This window comes from Flindersiella endophytica, from assembly GCF_054779015.1.
Genome location: NZ_BAAGYY010000009.1, coordinates 38,741 through 53,544, shown reverse-complemented (window position 1 = coordinate 53,544; position 14,804 = coordinate 38,741). Strand labels below are relative to the sequence as shown.

At 68.8% G+C, this 14,804-nt stretch carries 15 protein-coding genes and 1 riboswitch; of the genes, 13 read left to right on the top strand and 2 right to left on the bottom strand.

The window, feature by feature from the left end; all coding sequences use genetic code 11:
• Positions 1-84 precede the first annotated feature (84 nt).
• Both ACYVF6_RS05570 and otsB read left to right on the top strand, forming a co-directional pair.
• Positions 85-366 carry a DUF3263 domain-containing protein gene (locus ACYVF6_RS05570; protein ID WP_460519387.1) on the top strand — a complete coding sequence of 94 codons (282 nt, stop codon included), beginning with the start codon at positions 85-87 and terminating at the stop codon, positions 364-366.
• On the top strand, positions 363-1,199 hold the full coding sequence (gene otsB / locus ACYVF6_RS05565) for a trehalose-phosphatase (protein WP_460516559.1): 837 nt from the start codon (positions 363-365) through the stop codon (positions 1,197-1,199). The genes ACYVF6_RS05570 and otsB overlap by 4 nt, the downstream gene beginning before the upstream one ends.
• 13 nt (positions 1,200-1,212) lie before the next feature.
• Here the strand turns inward: otsB and ACYVF6_RS05560 are convergent, their stop codons facing one another.
• Entirely contained in the window at positions 1,213-2,688 is a 1,476-nt protein-coding gene (locus ACYVF6_RS05560; protein ID WP_460516556.1) for an alpha,alpha-trehalose-phosphate synthase (UDP-forming), read from the bottom strand.
• 136 nt (positions 2,689-2,824) lie between these two features.
• On the opposite strand from ACYVF6_RS05560, the gene ACYVF6_RS05555 reads away from it, so the two are divergent.
• The 6 genes from ACYVF6_RS05555 to ACYVF6_RS05530 all read left to right on the top strand — a co-directional run bounded on the left by ACYVF6_RS05555 (position 2,825) and on the right by ACYVF6_RS05530 (position 7,011).
• Positions 2,825-3,019: a helix-turn-helix transcriptional regulator gene (locus tag ACYVF6_RS05555; RefSeq protein ID WP_460516553.1), complete on the top strand. Its 195-nt coding sequence runs from the start codon at positions 2,825-2,827 to the stop codon at positions 3,017-3,019.
• Positions 3,006-3,404: a hypothetical protein gene (locus ACYVF6_RS05550; RefSeq protein ID WP_460516550.1), complete on the top strand. Its 399-nt coding sequence runs from the start codon at positions 3,006-3,008 to the stop codon at positions 3,402-3,404. Before ACYVF6_RS05555 ends, ACYVF6_RS05550 begins: the two co-directional genes overlap by 14 nt.
• Entirely contained in the window at positions 3,404-4,585 is a 1,182-nt protein-coding gene (locus ACYVF6_RS05545; protein WP_460516547.1) for a serine hydrolase domain-containing protein, read from the top strand. Before ACYVF6_RS05550 ends, ACYVF6_RS05545 begins: the two co-directional genes overlap by 1 nt.
• Positions 4,586-4,958: 373 nt before the next feature.
• A complete protein-coding gene (locus tag ACYVF6_RS05540; RefSeq protein WP_460516544.1) occupies positions 4,959-5,621 on the top strand; it encodes a hypothetical protein in 663 nt (220 codons plus the stop codon).
• A complete protein-coding gene (locus ACYVF6_RS05535) occupies positions 5,618-6,205 on the top strand; it encodes a DUF4352 domain-containing protein (protein WP_460516542.1) in 588 nt (195 codons plus the stop codon). Before ACYVF6_RS05540 ends, ACYVF6_RS05535 begins: the two co-directional genes overlap by 4 nt.
• Positions 6,205-7,011, top strand: a complete 807-nt coding sequence (locus tag ACYVF6_RS05530) for a hypothetical protein (protein ID WP_460516539.1) — start codon at positions 6,205-6,207, stop codon at positions 7,009-7,011. Before ACYVF6_RS05535 ends, ACYVF6_RS05530 begins: the two co-directional genes overlap by 1 nt.
• A 41-nt stretch (positions 7,012-7,052) precedes the next feature.
• Here the strand turns inward: ACYVF6_RS05530 and ACYVF6_RS05525 are convergent, their stop codons facing one another.
• Complete coding sequence (locus ACYVF6_RS05525; protein WP_460516537.1) at positions 7,053-8,576, bottom strand: hypothetical protein; 1,524 nt, start codon at positions 8,574-8,576, stop codon at positions 7,053-7,055.
• Positions 8,577-8,808: 232 nt separating this feature from the next.
• Positions 8,809-8,959, top strand: a riboswitch (SAM riboswitch).
• Between the two features lie 11 nt (positions 8,960-8,970).
• Here ACYVF6_RS05525 and thrC point away from each other — a divergent pair.
• The 5 genes from thrC (at position 8,971) to groL (ending at position 14,643) form a co-directional block, all read left to right on the top strand.
• Positions 8,971-10,266: a threonine synthase gene (gene thrC, locus ACYVF6_RS05520; protein ID WP_460516534.1), complete on the top strand. Its 1,296-nt coding sequence runs from the start codon at positions 8,971-8,973 to the stop codon at positions 10,264-10,266.
• Positions 10,263-10,538 carry a ubiquitin family protein gene (locus tag ACYVF6_RS05515; RefSeq protein WP_460516531.1) on the top strand — a complete coding sequence of 92 codons (276 nt, stop codon included), beginning with the start codon at positions 10,263-10,265 and terminating at the stop codon, positions 10,536-10,538. Before thrC ends, ACYVF6_RS05515 begins: the two co-directional genes overlap by 4 nt.
• Entirely contained in the window at positions 10,539-12,128 is a 1,590-nt protein-coding gene (locus tag ACYVF6_RS05510) for an alpha-amylase family protein (RefSeq protein WP_460516528.1), read from the top strand.
• Between the two features lie 396 nt (positions 12,129-12,524).
• A complete protein-coding gene (locus ACYVF6_RS05505) occupies positions 12,525-12,725 on the top strand; it encodes a cold-shock protein (RefSeq protein WP_460516525.1) in 201 nt (66 codons plus the stop codon).
• A gap of 286 nt (positions 12,726-13,011) precedes the next feature.
• A complete protein-coding gene (groL, locus tag ACYVF6_RS05500; RefSeq protein WP_460516522.1) occupies positions 13,012-14,643 on the top strand; it encodes a chaperonin GroEL in 1,632 nt (543 codons plus the stop codon).
• Positions 14,644-14,804: the final 161 nt, after the last annotated feature.

Genomic DNA, 14,804 nt, shown 5'->3' with positions numbered 1-14,804 from the left:
TTGGTCGGATCGCAGGAACACCCAAAAGCGAAAGGGGTGGAAGTGACGGACACCGTAGCGGACCCTGCGGTCGAGAGTGACTGTATTTCCCCGGGTACGACCCCGGACCCTGAGGCTGGTCTTGCCGAGCGTGACCAGCAGATCCTCGCGTTCGAACGACAGTGGTGGAAATACGCGGGGGCGAAGGAACAAGCCATTCGCGACCAGTTCGGAATGTCCGCGACCCGTTACTACCAGATCCTCAACGCGCTCATCGATCGCCCCGAGGCGCTCGCCAAGGACCCGCTCCTGGTGAAGCGGCTGCGCAGGCTGCGTTCCAGCCGGCAGCGGGCACGTTCGGTGCGGAGGCACGGAACCAGCGCGTGAGCCTGCCTGAACCTCACACGACGGCTGGCGCCGAGGCCCTCGCGGCTCTCGGCGCCAGCCCGAGGAAGGCTTTACTGGCTTTCGATTTCGACGGTGTCCTGTCTCCGATCGTGCGCGATCCCGAGCAGGCCTACGTTCATCCGGCTGCGGTGGCCGCGCTGGCCCGGATCACTCCGCTCGTCGGCGCGGTCGCGATCGTGACCGGTCGGCCCGCGGCGGTCGTCGTCCGGCTTGGCGGTTTCGCCGACCAGCCCGCGCTCGCGGGTCTGCGGATCATCGGACAGTACGGCCTGGAGCGAATGGACTCGCCGACGGGCGAGATCCGCACTCCCGAACCACATCCAGGTGTCGCCGGCGTGCGGCGTGAGCTGCCCGATGTCCTGGCCGCCGTGCCGGCACCGGAGGGCATCAGCGTCGAGGACAAGGGGCACGCGCTGGTCGTGCACACTCGCCCGGCGGCTGACCCGGAAGGCGCACTGGCCTTGCTGACAAGGCCGTTGACCGAGCTGGCAGAGTTGCACGGCCTCGCTGCGGAGCCGGGCCGGCTGGTCCTCGAGCTCCGGGCGCCGGGCATCGACAAGGGCACGGCGGTGCGGTCGCTGGTCGAGGAGACCGGCGCATCGGTCGTGACCTACGCAGGCGACGACCTCGGCGACCTACCGGCCTTCTCGGCAGTGGAATCCTTGCGTACAGAAGGAAAAGTCAGAGGCCTGCTGATCTGCTCCGGCTCCGACGAGGTGACGGCCGTGGCGGAACGCGCGGATCTCGTCGTCGACGGCGTGCCGGGTGTTGCCGCTTTCCTCGACGCGCTCGCCGACCAGCTGGAGCGCTGAAACCGCCGGTACCTCAACCGGACAAGGCGTCGAGCTGATCGCTGAGCCAGCGCGCGGGCGGATAGGCCGCCGCGGCCGTCGACAGCTGGGTGCATCGGCGCTGGCGTTCGTCCGGACCCATCGACAGCGCTTGGTGCATGGCTTCGGTCGTGGCTTCGATGTCGAACGGGTTTACCAGCAAGGCGTTCTCGCCCAGTTCGTCGGCGGCGCCTGCCTCACGGGACAGGATCAGCGCACAGCCGCCGTCACAGGCGATCGACACTTCCTTGGCGACGAGGTTCATGCCGTCGCGTACGGGGTTGACGACCGCGACGTCGGCCAGCCGGTACGCCGCGAGCGATCGGGGGAGGTCGTCGTCGACCGCGAGGATCAGCGGATCCCAGTCAGGGCTGGCGAACTCGTCGATGATGTCGTCGGCGACGCGTTGCACCGAGGCGGCGTACTCGCGGTACTCCGGCAGGTCGTGACGGCTCGGGTACGCCAGCACGAGATGGACGACCCGGCCCTGCCACTCGGGATGCTTGCGTAACAGGTCGCGGTAGGCCAGCAGGCCGCGCACGATGTTCTTGGACAGCTCCGCGCGGTCGACTCGGATCAGCAGCCGGCGGCCACCGACCAGGCCGCGGAGTCCCGCCATCCGGGAGCGGACATCGGCCTCGTCGATCCGCTTGCGGAACGTGTCGGCGTCCAGGCCCAGCGGATGCACCCCGACGTCGGTGGTGCGGCCGGCGTAGGTGACCTGGCGCTGGGCGTAGTCGACGTTCGCGCCGAGGACGGACTCGCAGCAGGCGAGGAAGCTGGTGGCCCAGCGTTTGGCCAGGAAGCCCACGTGGTCGGCGGAAAGAAGGCCCTCCAGGAGGGCGACGGCGACGTCGTCGGGGAGCAGCCGGAAGTAGTCGGGCGGAGCCCAGGGCGTGTGCGAGAAGTGGCCGATCCGCAGGTCTGGGCGGCTCTCACGGATCAGTTGGGGGGTCAGCGTCAGGTGGTAGTCCTGGACGACGACCTTGGCGCCGGTCGCCGCCTCCTCGGTGATCGCCTGGGCGAAGGCCTGGTTGTAGTGGCTGTAGGACGCCCACTCGCGCCGGAAATGGCCGTCGAACAACGGGCGGTTCGCGGTGTCGAACAGCAGGTGATGGACGAACCACAGCGTCGAGTTGGCGATGCCGTTGTAGGCGCGGTGGAACGTCAGCGGTTCGATGTCGAGCATGCGTACGGGCGTCTGGCCGAGGTCCCAGCCCTTGTGCTGCGCCACGCGGTCAAGGCGGCCGTCGGGGGCGGCCCGGACGGCGGCGCGGTCGGCGTCGGAGAGAGCCGCGCAGACCCAGACCGTACGGGCTTGCGCGGGTAGCCCGGAAAGCGCGCTGACCAGGCCACCTGCGCCCGGCCGGGCACCGAGGGTGCCGTCATCGTCGCGGGTGAATGAGGTGGGGCCGCGGTTGGAAGCCAGCAGGATCTCCATCTCGCCTGCTTCGGGCATACCGGACGCCATGCGGCCCAAGCGTAGACCCGACCCCGGCCGCCAGGGAATCCTCTCCACCCAGCGGGAACCGCGGACTGTTCAGACGATCATGTACTTGTGTAAAGGTAACTTGACATCCGATCCGATGTAAAGCACCCTTGACATCATGCGAAACGACGTCCGGGAGCTACGTCGCGCCCGCGGGCTCTCCCAGTCCGACCTCGGCGGTGCGATGGGCGTCTCCCGGCAGACCGTGAACGCCATCGAGACCGGTAGGTACAGCCCGTCCCTGCCGCTGGCGATCAAGCTGGCGCGCTACTTCGGACTGTCAGTCGAGGAGGTTTTCCATGTCGACGAGTAAGACCCGCCGAAAGATCAACTGGCCGGCGATCGCCGCGGCGCCTGTTGGGGGCATCGCCATGTGCGTGGCGTCCGTCCTGAGCGACCGGGTGTGGCTCGGCGTCGCCTGCCTGGCCATCACGTTCGGGTTCGCGGCGGTCCTGGCGATCGTGTCGAGGTTCAGCGACACCGGCGCCCTCCTCGCCGACGACGTTCACGAGGAACGCAACGTCGACATCCACCAGCGCGCGGCGCTCTACACGCTCAACATCCTCGCGGTGTTCATCATCGGTGGCGGGGTCTACGAGCTGGCCCGCGGCGGCGACGGCGGCCCGTACGTCTTCCTCGCCTTCGTCGCGGGCGTCACCTACGTGGTTTGCCTGCTCGTGCTGAACCGGAGGTCCTGATGCGCCGCCTGCTCCTGCTCCCCCTCGTGCTGTCGCTCGTGGCTGTTGCCCCTCTGGCCCCTGCCGCCCCGGCGGCCGCCGCGACCGACCGCGAGGCGCTCACCGGTCTGGCGGGCCGGGTGGTCGAGGCCGGCGCCCCGGGCGCGATCGTGGCCCGGCGTACGGACGCGGGCTTCACTGCCGTGGCCCGCGGCCAGGCCGACCTCGAGACCGGCCGCGCCGCCGCCGCGACCGACCGGTACCGGATCGGCAGCAACACCAAGACGATGGTCGCGGTCGTCATGCTGCAGCTCGTCCAGGAAGGCAGGGTCGGCCTCGACGACCCGGTGAGCCGGCTGCTGCCCGGCCTCGGGCTCGACGAGCGGATCACCGTGCGCCACCTGCTCAACCAGACCAGCGGCTTCCACACCGACACGAAGGTCGCGTCGCCGCCGTACGGGTACGAGTTCAACCGCTTCCACTACTTCGAGCCCGAGAAGCTGGTCGAGATCGCGCTCACGAACACCGAGCCGCGGGCCGAGCCCGGCAAGCAGTACGAGTACTCCAACACCAACTACGTCCTCGCCGGCCTGGTCATCGAGCGCGTCACGCACAACCCGGTTCAGGTCGAGCTGCAGCGGCGGATCTTCGGCCCGCTGAAGCTGCGCGACACGTCGTTCCCGGCGTACAACCCGGTGATCTTCGGGCGCCACCTGTCCGGCTACCTGCCGGCCGACGGCGAGCCGCCGTACGACACGACGGTCTACTCCATGAGCTGGGTCTGGTCCGCCGGCGCGGTGATCTCGACGGTCCAGGACGAGACGACGTTCATGCGCGCGCTGTTCCACGGCAAGCTGCTGTCGAAGCGGATGTTCGCCGAGATGACCGAGCCCGGCCCGAACGGCCAGTACGCGATGGGGCTGGTCAAGCTACCGCTCGCCTGTGCTCCTGGCGGCTTCGTCTGGGGACACGACGGGATCGTCTTCGGCTACCTCAGCTCGGCGTTCAGCACCGCTGACGGCAGCATCCAGACCGCGGCCGTCGGCAACGCCTGGATCCTCGACGACAACGGCGCTCCGAGCTCGCTGGTCACGCAGGTCGGTGCGGTCGCCCTCTGCGGGGATACCGCCGGCATATCCGCCGTCGACGAGACCCGCGAGGCGCTCGAAGACGTTCCGGGTGGCGACGTCGCGCACCCGTAGCCACGACCAGCCACAGGCGAGGAAATAGAGCACGATCATCGGCAGGCCGAGGCAGCAGACGTACTGCCAGACGTGTCGTTCCTCGTGCGCCAGCAGCCGCGGGCGGCGATCCAGCTGCTCGCGGCTGTAGCGCGTCACGATCACGTTGCCGATCGTGAACGCGGCGTTCGGTGGATACGGCAGGCGGTGCGAGGTGGCCAGGATCAGGCCGCGTGGGCCCAGGCTGAACCTCGCCCGGCCGGCCAGCCCGGCGAGCAGGCCGAGTGGCGTGGCGAGATTCACCACGTTGACGATCGACCGCACCGCATACCGCACCCCACCAGGATCCCTCCGGCGTACCATCCCGGGCCGATTCCCCGTAATATCCGTCGGCGTGTCCCAAACGACTGCACGGCCGTCGCCACCGCGGGAGAACGCCCGGCGTTCCCTTCGCGTGCGCCGTCTGATCGTCGCCGGCGTGATCGTGCTCGAGCTCGCCCTCGGGCTCGCGCTGGTCGCGGCGTTCGGCGGGTTCCGGCCGGCGCCGGTGCAGCAGCCACCGTTGGCCCGGGCCGGTGACACGATCGACACGAAGCGCTTCGACATCAAGCCGCTCCGGGTCTGGCGCTACGACGTCGACCCGACGCAGAACCCCAAGTGGGCCGACAAGGGCCGCTTCCTCGCCGTCGAGCTCGAAGCGACGGTGACAGCCAAGGAAAGCGAACGGTTCAACTCCGAGCTGCAGCAGAGCATGCGGTTGAAGTATCCCGACGGGTTCGTCGTGAAGGGCATCGACTCCAAGTCCGTGCAGTACCGCAGCGGCGTGGTCTATGAGAAGGACCGCCAGTTCGCCCAGCTGCACCCGGGCATGCCGCGGCGCGTGCTCGTCGTCTACGCCCTCCCCAAGCAGCAGAAGTGGCCGTCGCATGTCGAGGTCTCGTTCCTCACCTGGGAATACTCCGCGGGCTTCCTCGACCCGAGCTTCGACTGGCGCCCGTCCATCGACGACACGGTGGCGGCGAGGGTCGACATGACCGTGCTGGAGGCGCCCAAGTGAAGCGTCTCCTGTGGATCCTGCTCGGGCTCGTACTGATCGCCGGGATCCTGGCCGCCGGGCGGTTCGCGCCCACCAGCAACCAGCAGGTCGCGCAGATCATCACGCGCGGGAAGCTCGGCGAGACCGTCGACACCGGCGGGTTCGAGCTGACGGTGCACAAGGTCCAGACCACGAAGACGCTGACGAGCGCTGACACGTTCGGCTCGAACGGAGGCCAGGTCACCAAGGACATCTTCCTGGTGATCGACGCCACGATCGTCGGCGACTGGCGTCCGGTGGCGTACGACGACGCGAGGCTCGAAACCGGTGGCGGCTACGAGTACCGCGCGTCCGACCGGTTCACCGGTGGCGTGATCACCGAGGACCAGATCCAGCCGGGCATCGCCCGCCGGGGCATGCTGGTGTTCGAGCTGCCGGCGGACCGGCTCGCGGGCGCGAAGCTTCGCCTCGGCCGAAGCGTGACCGAAGACATCCGGCTCGGCCCGGCCGCTCTCGTCGACCTGGGGCTCGACGACGCGAAGGCCGCCGAGCTGCTGAAGAAGTCCCCGAAGCAGATCAGGCTGCCCAAGGTGAGGTACGGCTGATGCACGAACCGCCGCGGCAGGACCGCCCGCCGTACCACCCCGGACAGCCCGGCCAACCGGGTCAGCCCGGCCAACCGGGACAGCCCGGCCAACCGGCACAGCCGTACCCAGGTCGGCAGCCGCACCCAGGGCAACCCGGCTACCCCGGACAGCAGGGCCCGTATCCCGGCCGGCCAGGTCCGGGTCAGCCGTATCCCGGCAGGCAGCCGTACCCACAGGCCGGCCAGCCACTACGCCAGGCGCCGCCGGAGCAGTCCGACCTGCAGCCGGCCAAGCCGAAGCGGCCACGCCGGCAGCGGCACTGGCCGTACATGCTGATGCTGGTTGTTCTGCTGCCTCTGATCGTTGGGTTCGAGTACTGGGTCGAGGCCAAGGACAACATCCTGAACGGCGAGTACGCCAAGCCGGCCGTGGTGGTGTCCAAGGGCGGGTCGGGCACCTACAAGGGTGCGACCTGGAAGCTGACGAAGATGGAGATCGACGCGGCGCCCAAGGAGCTGTTGGGGAAGCTGCCGCGGGGAACGCGCCTGGTGATGGCGACGATCGAGGTGACGCCCCGGACGGCCAAGGACGGCAAGGCGATCCAGTACTGCAGGTTCCAGGCTGTCGACAATCAGCCCCGGCTGTGGGACGCGCTGGCGGCCGACTCGTGTGCGCGCAAGAAGGGGGAGTACGAGGAGGTGCCGATTCCCGCGGGCCAGACCCAGACGGTGAAGGCGGCCTTCGTCGTCCCGAAGGACGCGGCGGGCGAGATCCGGGCCCAGGTGAAGCTGGGCACGGAGGGCGTGCTCGAGTTCACCCGCTAGCCACGCAAGCAGCGGCCCTGCCGGCGGCCGTTACCCAGGCATCAGGGCCGGCCCGGCCAGCCGCTCGTACCGCCGGCTGGGCCGCCATCGGCGCCGCCGCCCTGGGGCCGTGGTTGCGCGTCGGGCCGGGCAGGCCGTCCGCCTCCACCCGGTGGACGTTCACCCGGCCAAGGGTTTCCGGCAACGCCACCGGGCCGGGCAGGTCCGCCGGCCGGGGCGCCACCTCCACCGGGCCGCGCGGCGGGCGTTCCCGATCCACCGGTGCCCACACCGGCCGGCACCGGCGCCGCCGGGTTTTCGGCGTCCTTGGCGGTCACAGCAGGCTTGTACGCCCGCCGCTTTCCCTTCGCCTGGCTCCGCGCCACACCGCGCTCGAGCGCCATGCCGAACGCCGCCGCCAGCAGCGCGATCCGCAGGACCTCGTGGATGCCCTGCTCCAGCAGGTCGACCGGCCCGAGCCACGGCCACCACCAGCTCCACGGATGCGGCCCGATGAGGTACTTCACGCCGATCGCGATCCAGCCGGAGAGCACGCCGGTCAGCAGGTAGAGCAGGCAGAACGTGAGGTAGAACAGCAGGCCTGCCCGGAAGATCAGCCGGATGCCGTTGACCAGCGGTGTCCACTTGTCGCGCCACTCACGGGTGAACAGCTCCGCCAGCCGGCCGGTCCGCTGCGAGAGCCGCGTGAACAGCTGCTCGTCCCGGGCCATCTCGAAGCCGTAGACGGCGCCCGCGATCGTGAGCCACAGCAGCGGCTGCAGGAAGTCGTCGGAGAGCTCGGCGTTCCACTGCGTGAGCCACGCCCACGCCTGTCCCAGCTTCTCCAAGGACAGTCCCGGCACCAGCCCGACCAGTTGCGCGATCATGTCGACGATGCCCCGCTCGGCGTTCGCCCAGAACATCCGTCCCGCGAGCCAGGCGAACCAGTTGGAGATCAGCGCGTAGACCGTGAACACGCTGAAGAACATGAAGTTGGCCTCGAAGAACGCCGTCACCAGGCCGAGCAGCCGTCCGCCACGCCGGTTGTAGATCGTCTCGAACAACGCGCGGACGAGCCACGACCCGACGGCGATCAGCAGTGGGATCAGTGCGCGGGCGCCGGTGGCCGCACCGAGCTCGGACATCACGTCCATGCCCTGGGTGAGGTCCTGGTTGACCGCCTGCCGGCCCCACATCTGGACTTCCTCGGTGAAGAGTCCCCAGGCGCCGTAGAACACCAGGAACGGCAGGATGCTCTCGGCGATCGCGTCGACCATCGGGCGCCGGCCGGTCGGCTCGAGGGCCTCCGCGGGGTTCGGCACCTCGCCGTCCTTGTTCCGGAGCATCGTGAGGCCGGGACGCATCGACTGGAACATCAGGATGGTCGCGGCCAGCATGACCAGCACGCTGACCGACAGGCCGCCGAAGCCGAGCCAGACGTTGCGGTAGGACAGCCAGGCCGAACCGCGCAGGACCAAGTCGTGCACGATGTAGCCGAGCGCGAACCAGAAGATCAGTGGCGCCCAGTAGCGTCCCAGGAGCCCGGCTGCCCGAACTGGCAGCATCACGGCCGACGAGGCTTGCATTCCGCGGATGGTATCCAGGATTTGGTGTGGACCGCCACGCGAGGGCAAGCCAACCGTGAGCCGACTGTAAATTGTCTACGACAGGCCCGCCACGACCACGAGCCGCTGCTCGCCATGACCAGTGGGTGACATCGCTGTCTCGGATACCGGGCGCGCATAACGACATATGAGATGCGTCAGCTAATGTCGTTGAGGTGCTGGACCACAACCGGCGCCCCACAACTGAATAAGCAACTCATCCAGAGGGGCAGAGGGACCGGCCCTATGAAGCCCCGGCAACCGGCCAGCCGCCCGCGTGCGTCACTCGCGTCTTTGCGAGGCCCGCGGCGGCACGGTGCCAACTCCGGCCCGTCACGGGAGATCCCCGTCGGGAGAGATGAGGGGAAGGCCTCGCATGACAACCACTTACGCCGAGACAGTTTCCGGCGGCCAGACGCTGCCCAGCCAGTTCACCCCGCGCGAGGGCGCGTTCGGCAATGCCACCGAGCTCCGCTGCCGCGAGTGCGGCGCGACCACGACGCTCGGCCCGCACTACGCCTGTACGGAGTGCTTCGGTCCGCTCGAAGTCGCCTACGACTACCCGAAGATCACCCGCGAGCAGATCGAGGCCGGCCCGCGTAACATCTGGCGCTACCAGCCCTTGCTGCCCGTTCCCGCCGACGTCGCGACGTTCCCGAACACCGAGCCCGGCTTCACCCGGCTCGTCAAGGCCGACCGGCTGGCCGCCGAGCTCGGCCTTTCGAAGCTGTGGATCAAGGACGACTCCGGCAACCCCACCCACTCGTTCAAGGACCGCGTGGTCGCCGTCGCGCTGACCGCGGCCCGCGAGCTCGGCTTCCAGGTGCTCGCCTGCCCGTCCACCGGCAACCTCGCCAACGCCACCGCCGCGGCCGCCGCCCGCGCCGGCATCCGCAGCGTCGTGATGATCCCCAGCAACCTCGAGCAGCCCAAGGTGCTGGCCTCGGCGATCTACGGTGGCACGCTCGTGGCGATCGAGGGCACCTACGACGACGTCAACCGGCTCGCGAGCGAGATCGCCGGTGAGGAAGAGTCCTGGGCGTTCGTCAACGTCAACGTGCGGCCCTACTACGCCGAGGGCTCCAAGACGCTCGGCTACGAGATCGCCGAGCAGCTCGGCTGGCGCGCGCCGCAGCAGGTCGTCGTCCCGATCGCGTCCGGCGCCCAGCTGGTGAAGATCGACAAGGGCCTGCGGGAGCTCAGCGAGCTCGGCCTGATCGACGAGACTCCGTACAAGATTTTCGGCGCGCAGGCCACGGGCTGCTCGCCGGTCGCGCAGGCGTTCCGCGCGGGCCACGACGTCGTGGCTCCGGTGAAGCCCGACACGGTCGCGAAGTCGCTGGCGATCGGCAACCCGGCCGACGGGCCCTACGTCCTCGACGTCTGCCGCCGCACCGGTGGCACGGTCGAGGACGTCAGCGACGCCGAGGTGGTCGAGGGCATCCAGCTGCTGGCCAGGACCGAAGGCATCTTCGGCGAGACCGCCGGCGGTGTTACCGTCGCGACGCTGAAGAAGCTGGTCGAGACCGGGCAGCTCGACCCGGAGGCCGAGACCGTGATCATCAACTCCGGCGACGGGTTGAAGACGCTCGACGCGATCTCCGGCTCGGTCGGCCCCACGGCCACCATTCGTCCGACGTACGAAGAGTTCACGAAGGCAGGTTTGGCATGAGCGTCCAGGTCCGGATCCCGACGATCCTGCGCACCTACACCGGCGGTGCCTCCGAGGTGACCGCCGAGGGTGTAACGCTGGCCGAGGTGCTCGAATCGCTGGAGAAGGAGCACCCGGGCATCCGGGCACGCGTACTCGACGACGCCGGCAAGCTGCGCCGATTCGTCAACGTCTACGTCGGTGAGGAGGACGTGCGGTTCGCGTCCGGCCTGGAGACGCCGACGCCCGACGGCACGCAGGTCTCGGTGATCCCCGCGGTCGCGGGCGGCTGAGTGCGGTTTCCCGACGCGGCGTTCGTGGTCGAGGACGCCGGTGATGTGCTGCGCGCTGCCCGGCGGGATGGCGACCGTTTCACAGCCGGTGCGACCGAGATCGCCTTGTCCGCGGGCGATTCCGGGCTGGAGATCGCGCTCGCGTCCTCCGGCCCGTTGTCGCGGGTCGTCCTGCGCTGGTCGGCTCCGCCGCCGGAGGGTGCGCTGATCCTGGGCGACGCCTGGGAACGTTCGTACGGCGACCTGCAGTGGCGGCACGTACAGCCGGAACGCGTGCTGCCGTGGAGCTTTCTCGTGCACGACGCGGCGGCCGGCTCGACCCGCGGCGTGGGCGTGCGGGTACGGCCGTCGACGTTCTGCGCGTGGACGGTCGACGAGGCCGGGTTCTCCTTGTGGCTGGACGTACGAAACGGCGGATCGCCCGTCCTGCTGGGCGACCGGACGCTCGCCGCCGCGACGGTCGTGAGCGTCGACGGCGAGCATCCGTACGACACACAGCGCGCGCTGAACGCCGCCATGTGCTCCGATCCCTTGCCGGTCGGCGATCCCGTGGTCGGGTGCAACAACTGGTACTACGCCTACGGTGTCGACTTCGGTCCCGAGCAGGTGATCCGCGACGCCGACACGATCGTGGAGTACGCCGACGGGCATGCCGTCCGGCCGTACTGCGTGGTCGACGCCGGCTGGAGCGAGGGCGGCGTGTGCCCGGGCGGCCCGTGGACGCAGGGCGTGCCGGGGCTGTTCGACGATCTGCCGGGTCTCGCCGCCGCGGTCGCCGAGCGCGGCGCGCGGCCGGGCATCTGGATGCGGCCGGCGGCGCTCTCGTTCGTCGACGACCCGGCGCGGCTGCGCTCCGGACCGTGCAGCGTCCGCGAGAAGCCCCTGGATCTCACGCTCGCCGGCAACCTCGAGACGATCGGCCAGGACGTCTCCCGCCTGGTGGGCTGGGGCTTCGAGCTGGTCAAGCACGACTTCTCGACCTACGACATGTTCGCGCGCTGGGGCCCGGACATGGGTCTCGCGATGACCGAGCCCGGCTGGTCGTACGCCGATCGGAGCCTGACCAACGCGGAGATCCTGCTCGGCCTCTACCGCACGATCCGCTCGGCGGCGGGATCCGCGGTGGTGATCGGCTGCAACACCGTCGGGCACCTGGCGGCAGGGCTGGTCGAGGTGCAGCGCACCGGTGACGACACCTCCGGCCGCGAGTGGGAGCGCACGCGGCGGATGGGCGTCAACACGCTGGCGTTCCGGCTGGCGCAGCACGGCTCGTTCTTCGCTGTGGACGCCGACTGTGTGCCGTGCACGCCGCAGACGCCGTGGGCCAAGAACCGGCAGTTCCTCGACCTGGTGGCGCGCTCGGGCACGGCGTTGTTCGTCTCGGTCGACCCGGCTTCACGTACGCCGGAGGTCGACGCCGACCTGCGTGCCGCGGTCCGGCTCGCGCTCTCCGGCGGCGACGCGGGCGGCCTGGAGCCCGTCGACTGGCTGCGGACGACCGCGCCGACGCAGTGGTGTACGGGTGCTGGAGCAGGCACTGAAACGGTGTCGTACGACTGGCTCGAACCGTTCGGCGCCTCGGCGTTATAGATCGGTTTCGACGGGGTTACAGGCATTTCAGCATCTGAACTGTTCGCAGTGAGTTACCGACGCGTATGGCCTTGTGGCATTGGGCTTGGAGCCGCGAAAACACAACTCGACTACTGCGGGCTGAACACCTCGCACGTTCGCGCACGTACGGTAATCAACCCAGGCCACTCGGTCCGTACTCGGACGAAATGATCATGGCAACCCCTCCACAGAAGCATCCAAAACAGTTAAGGTCGGGGGCGGTCGGCATGACCGCGCGGTGCCGTTCGACCACGGGGGGCGACGACCGCGCGGGTGATCGCAACACCTCCCCTTGGGGACGGGTGCGGCAGAAGCACGACCCGGACCCGCTGAAAGGGAGCGGGTCTGACACCCGATCGGCCTTGAGGAGAGGTCATGACGCAGGGCACTGTGAAGTGGTTCAACGCCGAGAAGGGCTACGGGTTCATCGCCGTCGAGGGTGGCAACGATGTGTTCTGCCACTGGTCGAAGATCGTGATGGACGGATACAAGTCGCTCAACGACGGCCAGGCCGTCGAGTTCGACGTGGTCGAGGGGCCGAAGGGCCTCGAGGCACACAACGTCCGTCCCGCGTGATTGACCGCGAGAAAGCGGTATCCCGCTAGTTGGACTACGGGCCGAACGAGGGTCCGGATGGTTCCCAGGCCATCCGGACCCTCGTCGTATGTGCGGCGCGACGCCTCAGGGGTGGCTTTCGGCTTGCACTCTCACCGGTCGAGTGCTAAACACGTGTTAGCACTCGAAGGTCGCGAGTGACAACCGTTCCGGTTGGTTCGACGAGGCGCTCGAAGGAGTGGGCGCCGTCCGTCGCGGGCGTCGAGCCGGCCACACCAAATCCACCCGATTGGGAGGATCTAGCTAGATGCCCAAGATCATTGCGTTCGACGAGGACGCCCGGCGCGGTCTCGAGCGGGGCATGAACGCCCTCGCCGACGCCGTGAAGGTGACGCTCGGTCCGAAGGGCCGCAACGTCGTCCTCGAGAAAAAGTGGGGCGCGCCGACGATCACCAACGACGGCGTTTCCATTGCGAAGGAGATCGAGCTCGAGGACCCGTGGGAGAAGACCGGGGCCGCGCTCGTCAAGGAAGTTGCCACCAAGACCGATGACGTGGCCGGTGACGGCACGACCACCGCGACCGTTCTCGCCCAGGCACTGGTGCGCGAGGGTCTGCGTAACGTTGCCGCCGGCGCCAACCCGATGAGCCTGAAGCGCGGCATCGAGGCGGCGGTCGCCGCCGTGTCCGAGCAGCTGGCTCTGGCCGCCAAGGATGTCGAGACCAAGGAGCAGATCGCCTCGGTCGCCGAGATCTCCGCGGGCGGCGACACCAGCGTCGGCGAGATCATCGCCGAGGCGATGGACAAGGTTGGCAAGGAAGGCGTCATCACCGTCGAGGAGAGCAACACCTTCGGTCTCGAGCTCGAGCTCACCGAGGGCATGCGCTTCGACAAAGGTTACATCGCTCCTTACTTCGTCACCGACTCCGAGCAGATGGAGGCCGTCCTCGACGACCCCTACATCCTCGTGGTCAACAGCAAGATCTCGGCGGTCAAGGACCTGCTGCCGGTCCTGGAGAAGGTCATGCAGTCGGGCAAGCCGCTGCTGATCATCGCCGAGGACGTCGAGGGTGAGGCGCTGGCGACGCTGATCGTCAACAAGATCCGCGGCACGTTCAAGTCCGTCGCGGTGAAGGCGCCCGGCTTCGGCGACCGCCGTAAGGCCATGCTCGGCGACATCGCCATCCTGACCGGTGGCCAGGTGATCTCCGAGGACGTCGGCCTCAAGCTCGAGAACGCCACGCTCGACCTGCTGGGCAGCGCCCGCCGGGTCGTCGTGACCAAGGATGAGACGACCATCGTCGACGGCTCCGGTGACGCTGACGAGATCGCGGGGCGGACCAACCAGATCCGCACCGAGATCGACAAGAGCGACTCCGACTACGACCGCGAGAAGCTGCAGGAGCGGCTGGCCAAGCTGGCCGGCGGCGTCGCGGTGATCAAGGTCGGCGCGGCCACCGAGGTCGAGCTGAAGGAGCGCAAGCACCGCATCGAGGACGCCGTGCGCGCGGCCAAGGCTGCCGTCGAGGAGGGCATCGTCGCCGGTGGTGGCGTCGCTCTGCTGCAGGCCAGCACGACCGCGTTCGAGAAGCTGGACCTGTCCGGCGACGAGGCGACCGGCGCCAACATCATCAAGGTCGGTCTGGAGGCGCCGCTGAAGCAGATCGCCGCCAACGCCGGTCTCGAGGGCGGCGTCGTGGTGGAGAAGGTGCGCAACCTGCCCGCGGGTCACGGCCTCAACGCCGCGACCGGCGAGTACGTCGACATGCTGGCGGCGGGCGTGCCCGACCCCACGAAGGTCGTGCGTTCCGCGCTCCAGAACGCCGCTTCCATCGCGGCCCTGTTCCTGACGACCGAAGCGGTCATCGTGGACAAGCCCGAGAAGGAGAAGGCACCGGCGGGCGGCGGCATGCCCGACGGTGGCGGCATGGACTTCTAAGTCCTCCCCTTCACGACGAAGGGCGGCTCCTGGTTCTCCGGGAGCCGCCCTTTCGTCATTTCTGTTGAGCTTGAGGAAGCTTCCTCTGCGCATGCGTACGGGAAGCAGTGATGAGCAGTCGTCCTCGATACGCGCGGGCACCCCGCATCCGGTGACAACGA

Bases quoted from the DNA above. Each gene is read 5' to 3' on its own strand.
- ACYVF6_RS05505 (WP_460516525.1), top strand. From the start codon at position 12,525: ATGACGCAGGGCACTGTGAAGTGGTTCAACGCCGAGAAGGGCTACGGG.
- ACYVF6_RS05550 (WP_460516550.1), top strand. From the start codon at position 3,006: ATGTCGACGAGTAAGACCCGCCGAAAGATCAACTGGCCGGCGATCGCC.
- ACYVF6_RS05525 (WP_460516537.1), bottom strand. From the start codon at position 8,576: ATGCAAGCCTCGTCGGCCGTGATGCTGCCAGTTCGGGCAGCCGGGCTC.
- ACYVF6_RS05555 (WP_460516553.1), top strand. From the start codon at position 2,825: ATGCGAAACGACGTCCGGGAGCTACGTCGCGCCCGCGGGCTCTCCCAG.
- ACYVF6_RS05530 (WP_460516539.1), top strand. From the start codon at position 6,205: ATGCACGAACCGCCGCGGCAGGACCGCCCGCCGTACCACCCCGGACAG.
- ACYVF6_RS05560 (WP_460516556.1), bottom strand. From the start codon at position 2,688: ATGGCGTCCGGTATGCCCGAAGCAGGCGAGATGGAGATCCTGCTGGCT.
- thrC (WP_460516534.1), top strand. From the start codon at position 8,971: ATGACAACCACTTACGCCGAGACAGTTTCCGGCGGCCAGACGCTGCCC.
- ACYVF6_RS05515 (WP_460516531.1), top strand. From the start codon at position 10,263: ATGAGCGTCCAGGTCCGGATCCCGACGATCCTGCGCACCTACACCGGC.
- ACYVF6_RS05545 (WP_460516547.1), top strand. From the start codon at position 3,404: ATGCGCCGCCTGCTCCTGCTCCCCCTCGTGCTGTCGCTCGTGGCTGTT.
- groL (WP_460516522.1), top strand. From the start codon at position 13,012: ATGCCCAAGATCATTGCGTTCGACGAGGACGCCCGGCGCGGTCTCGAG.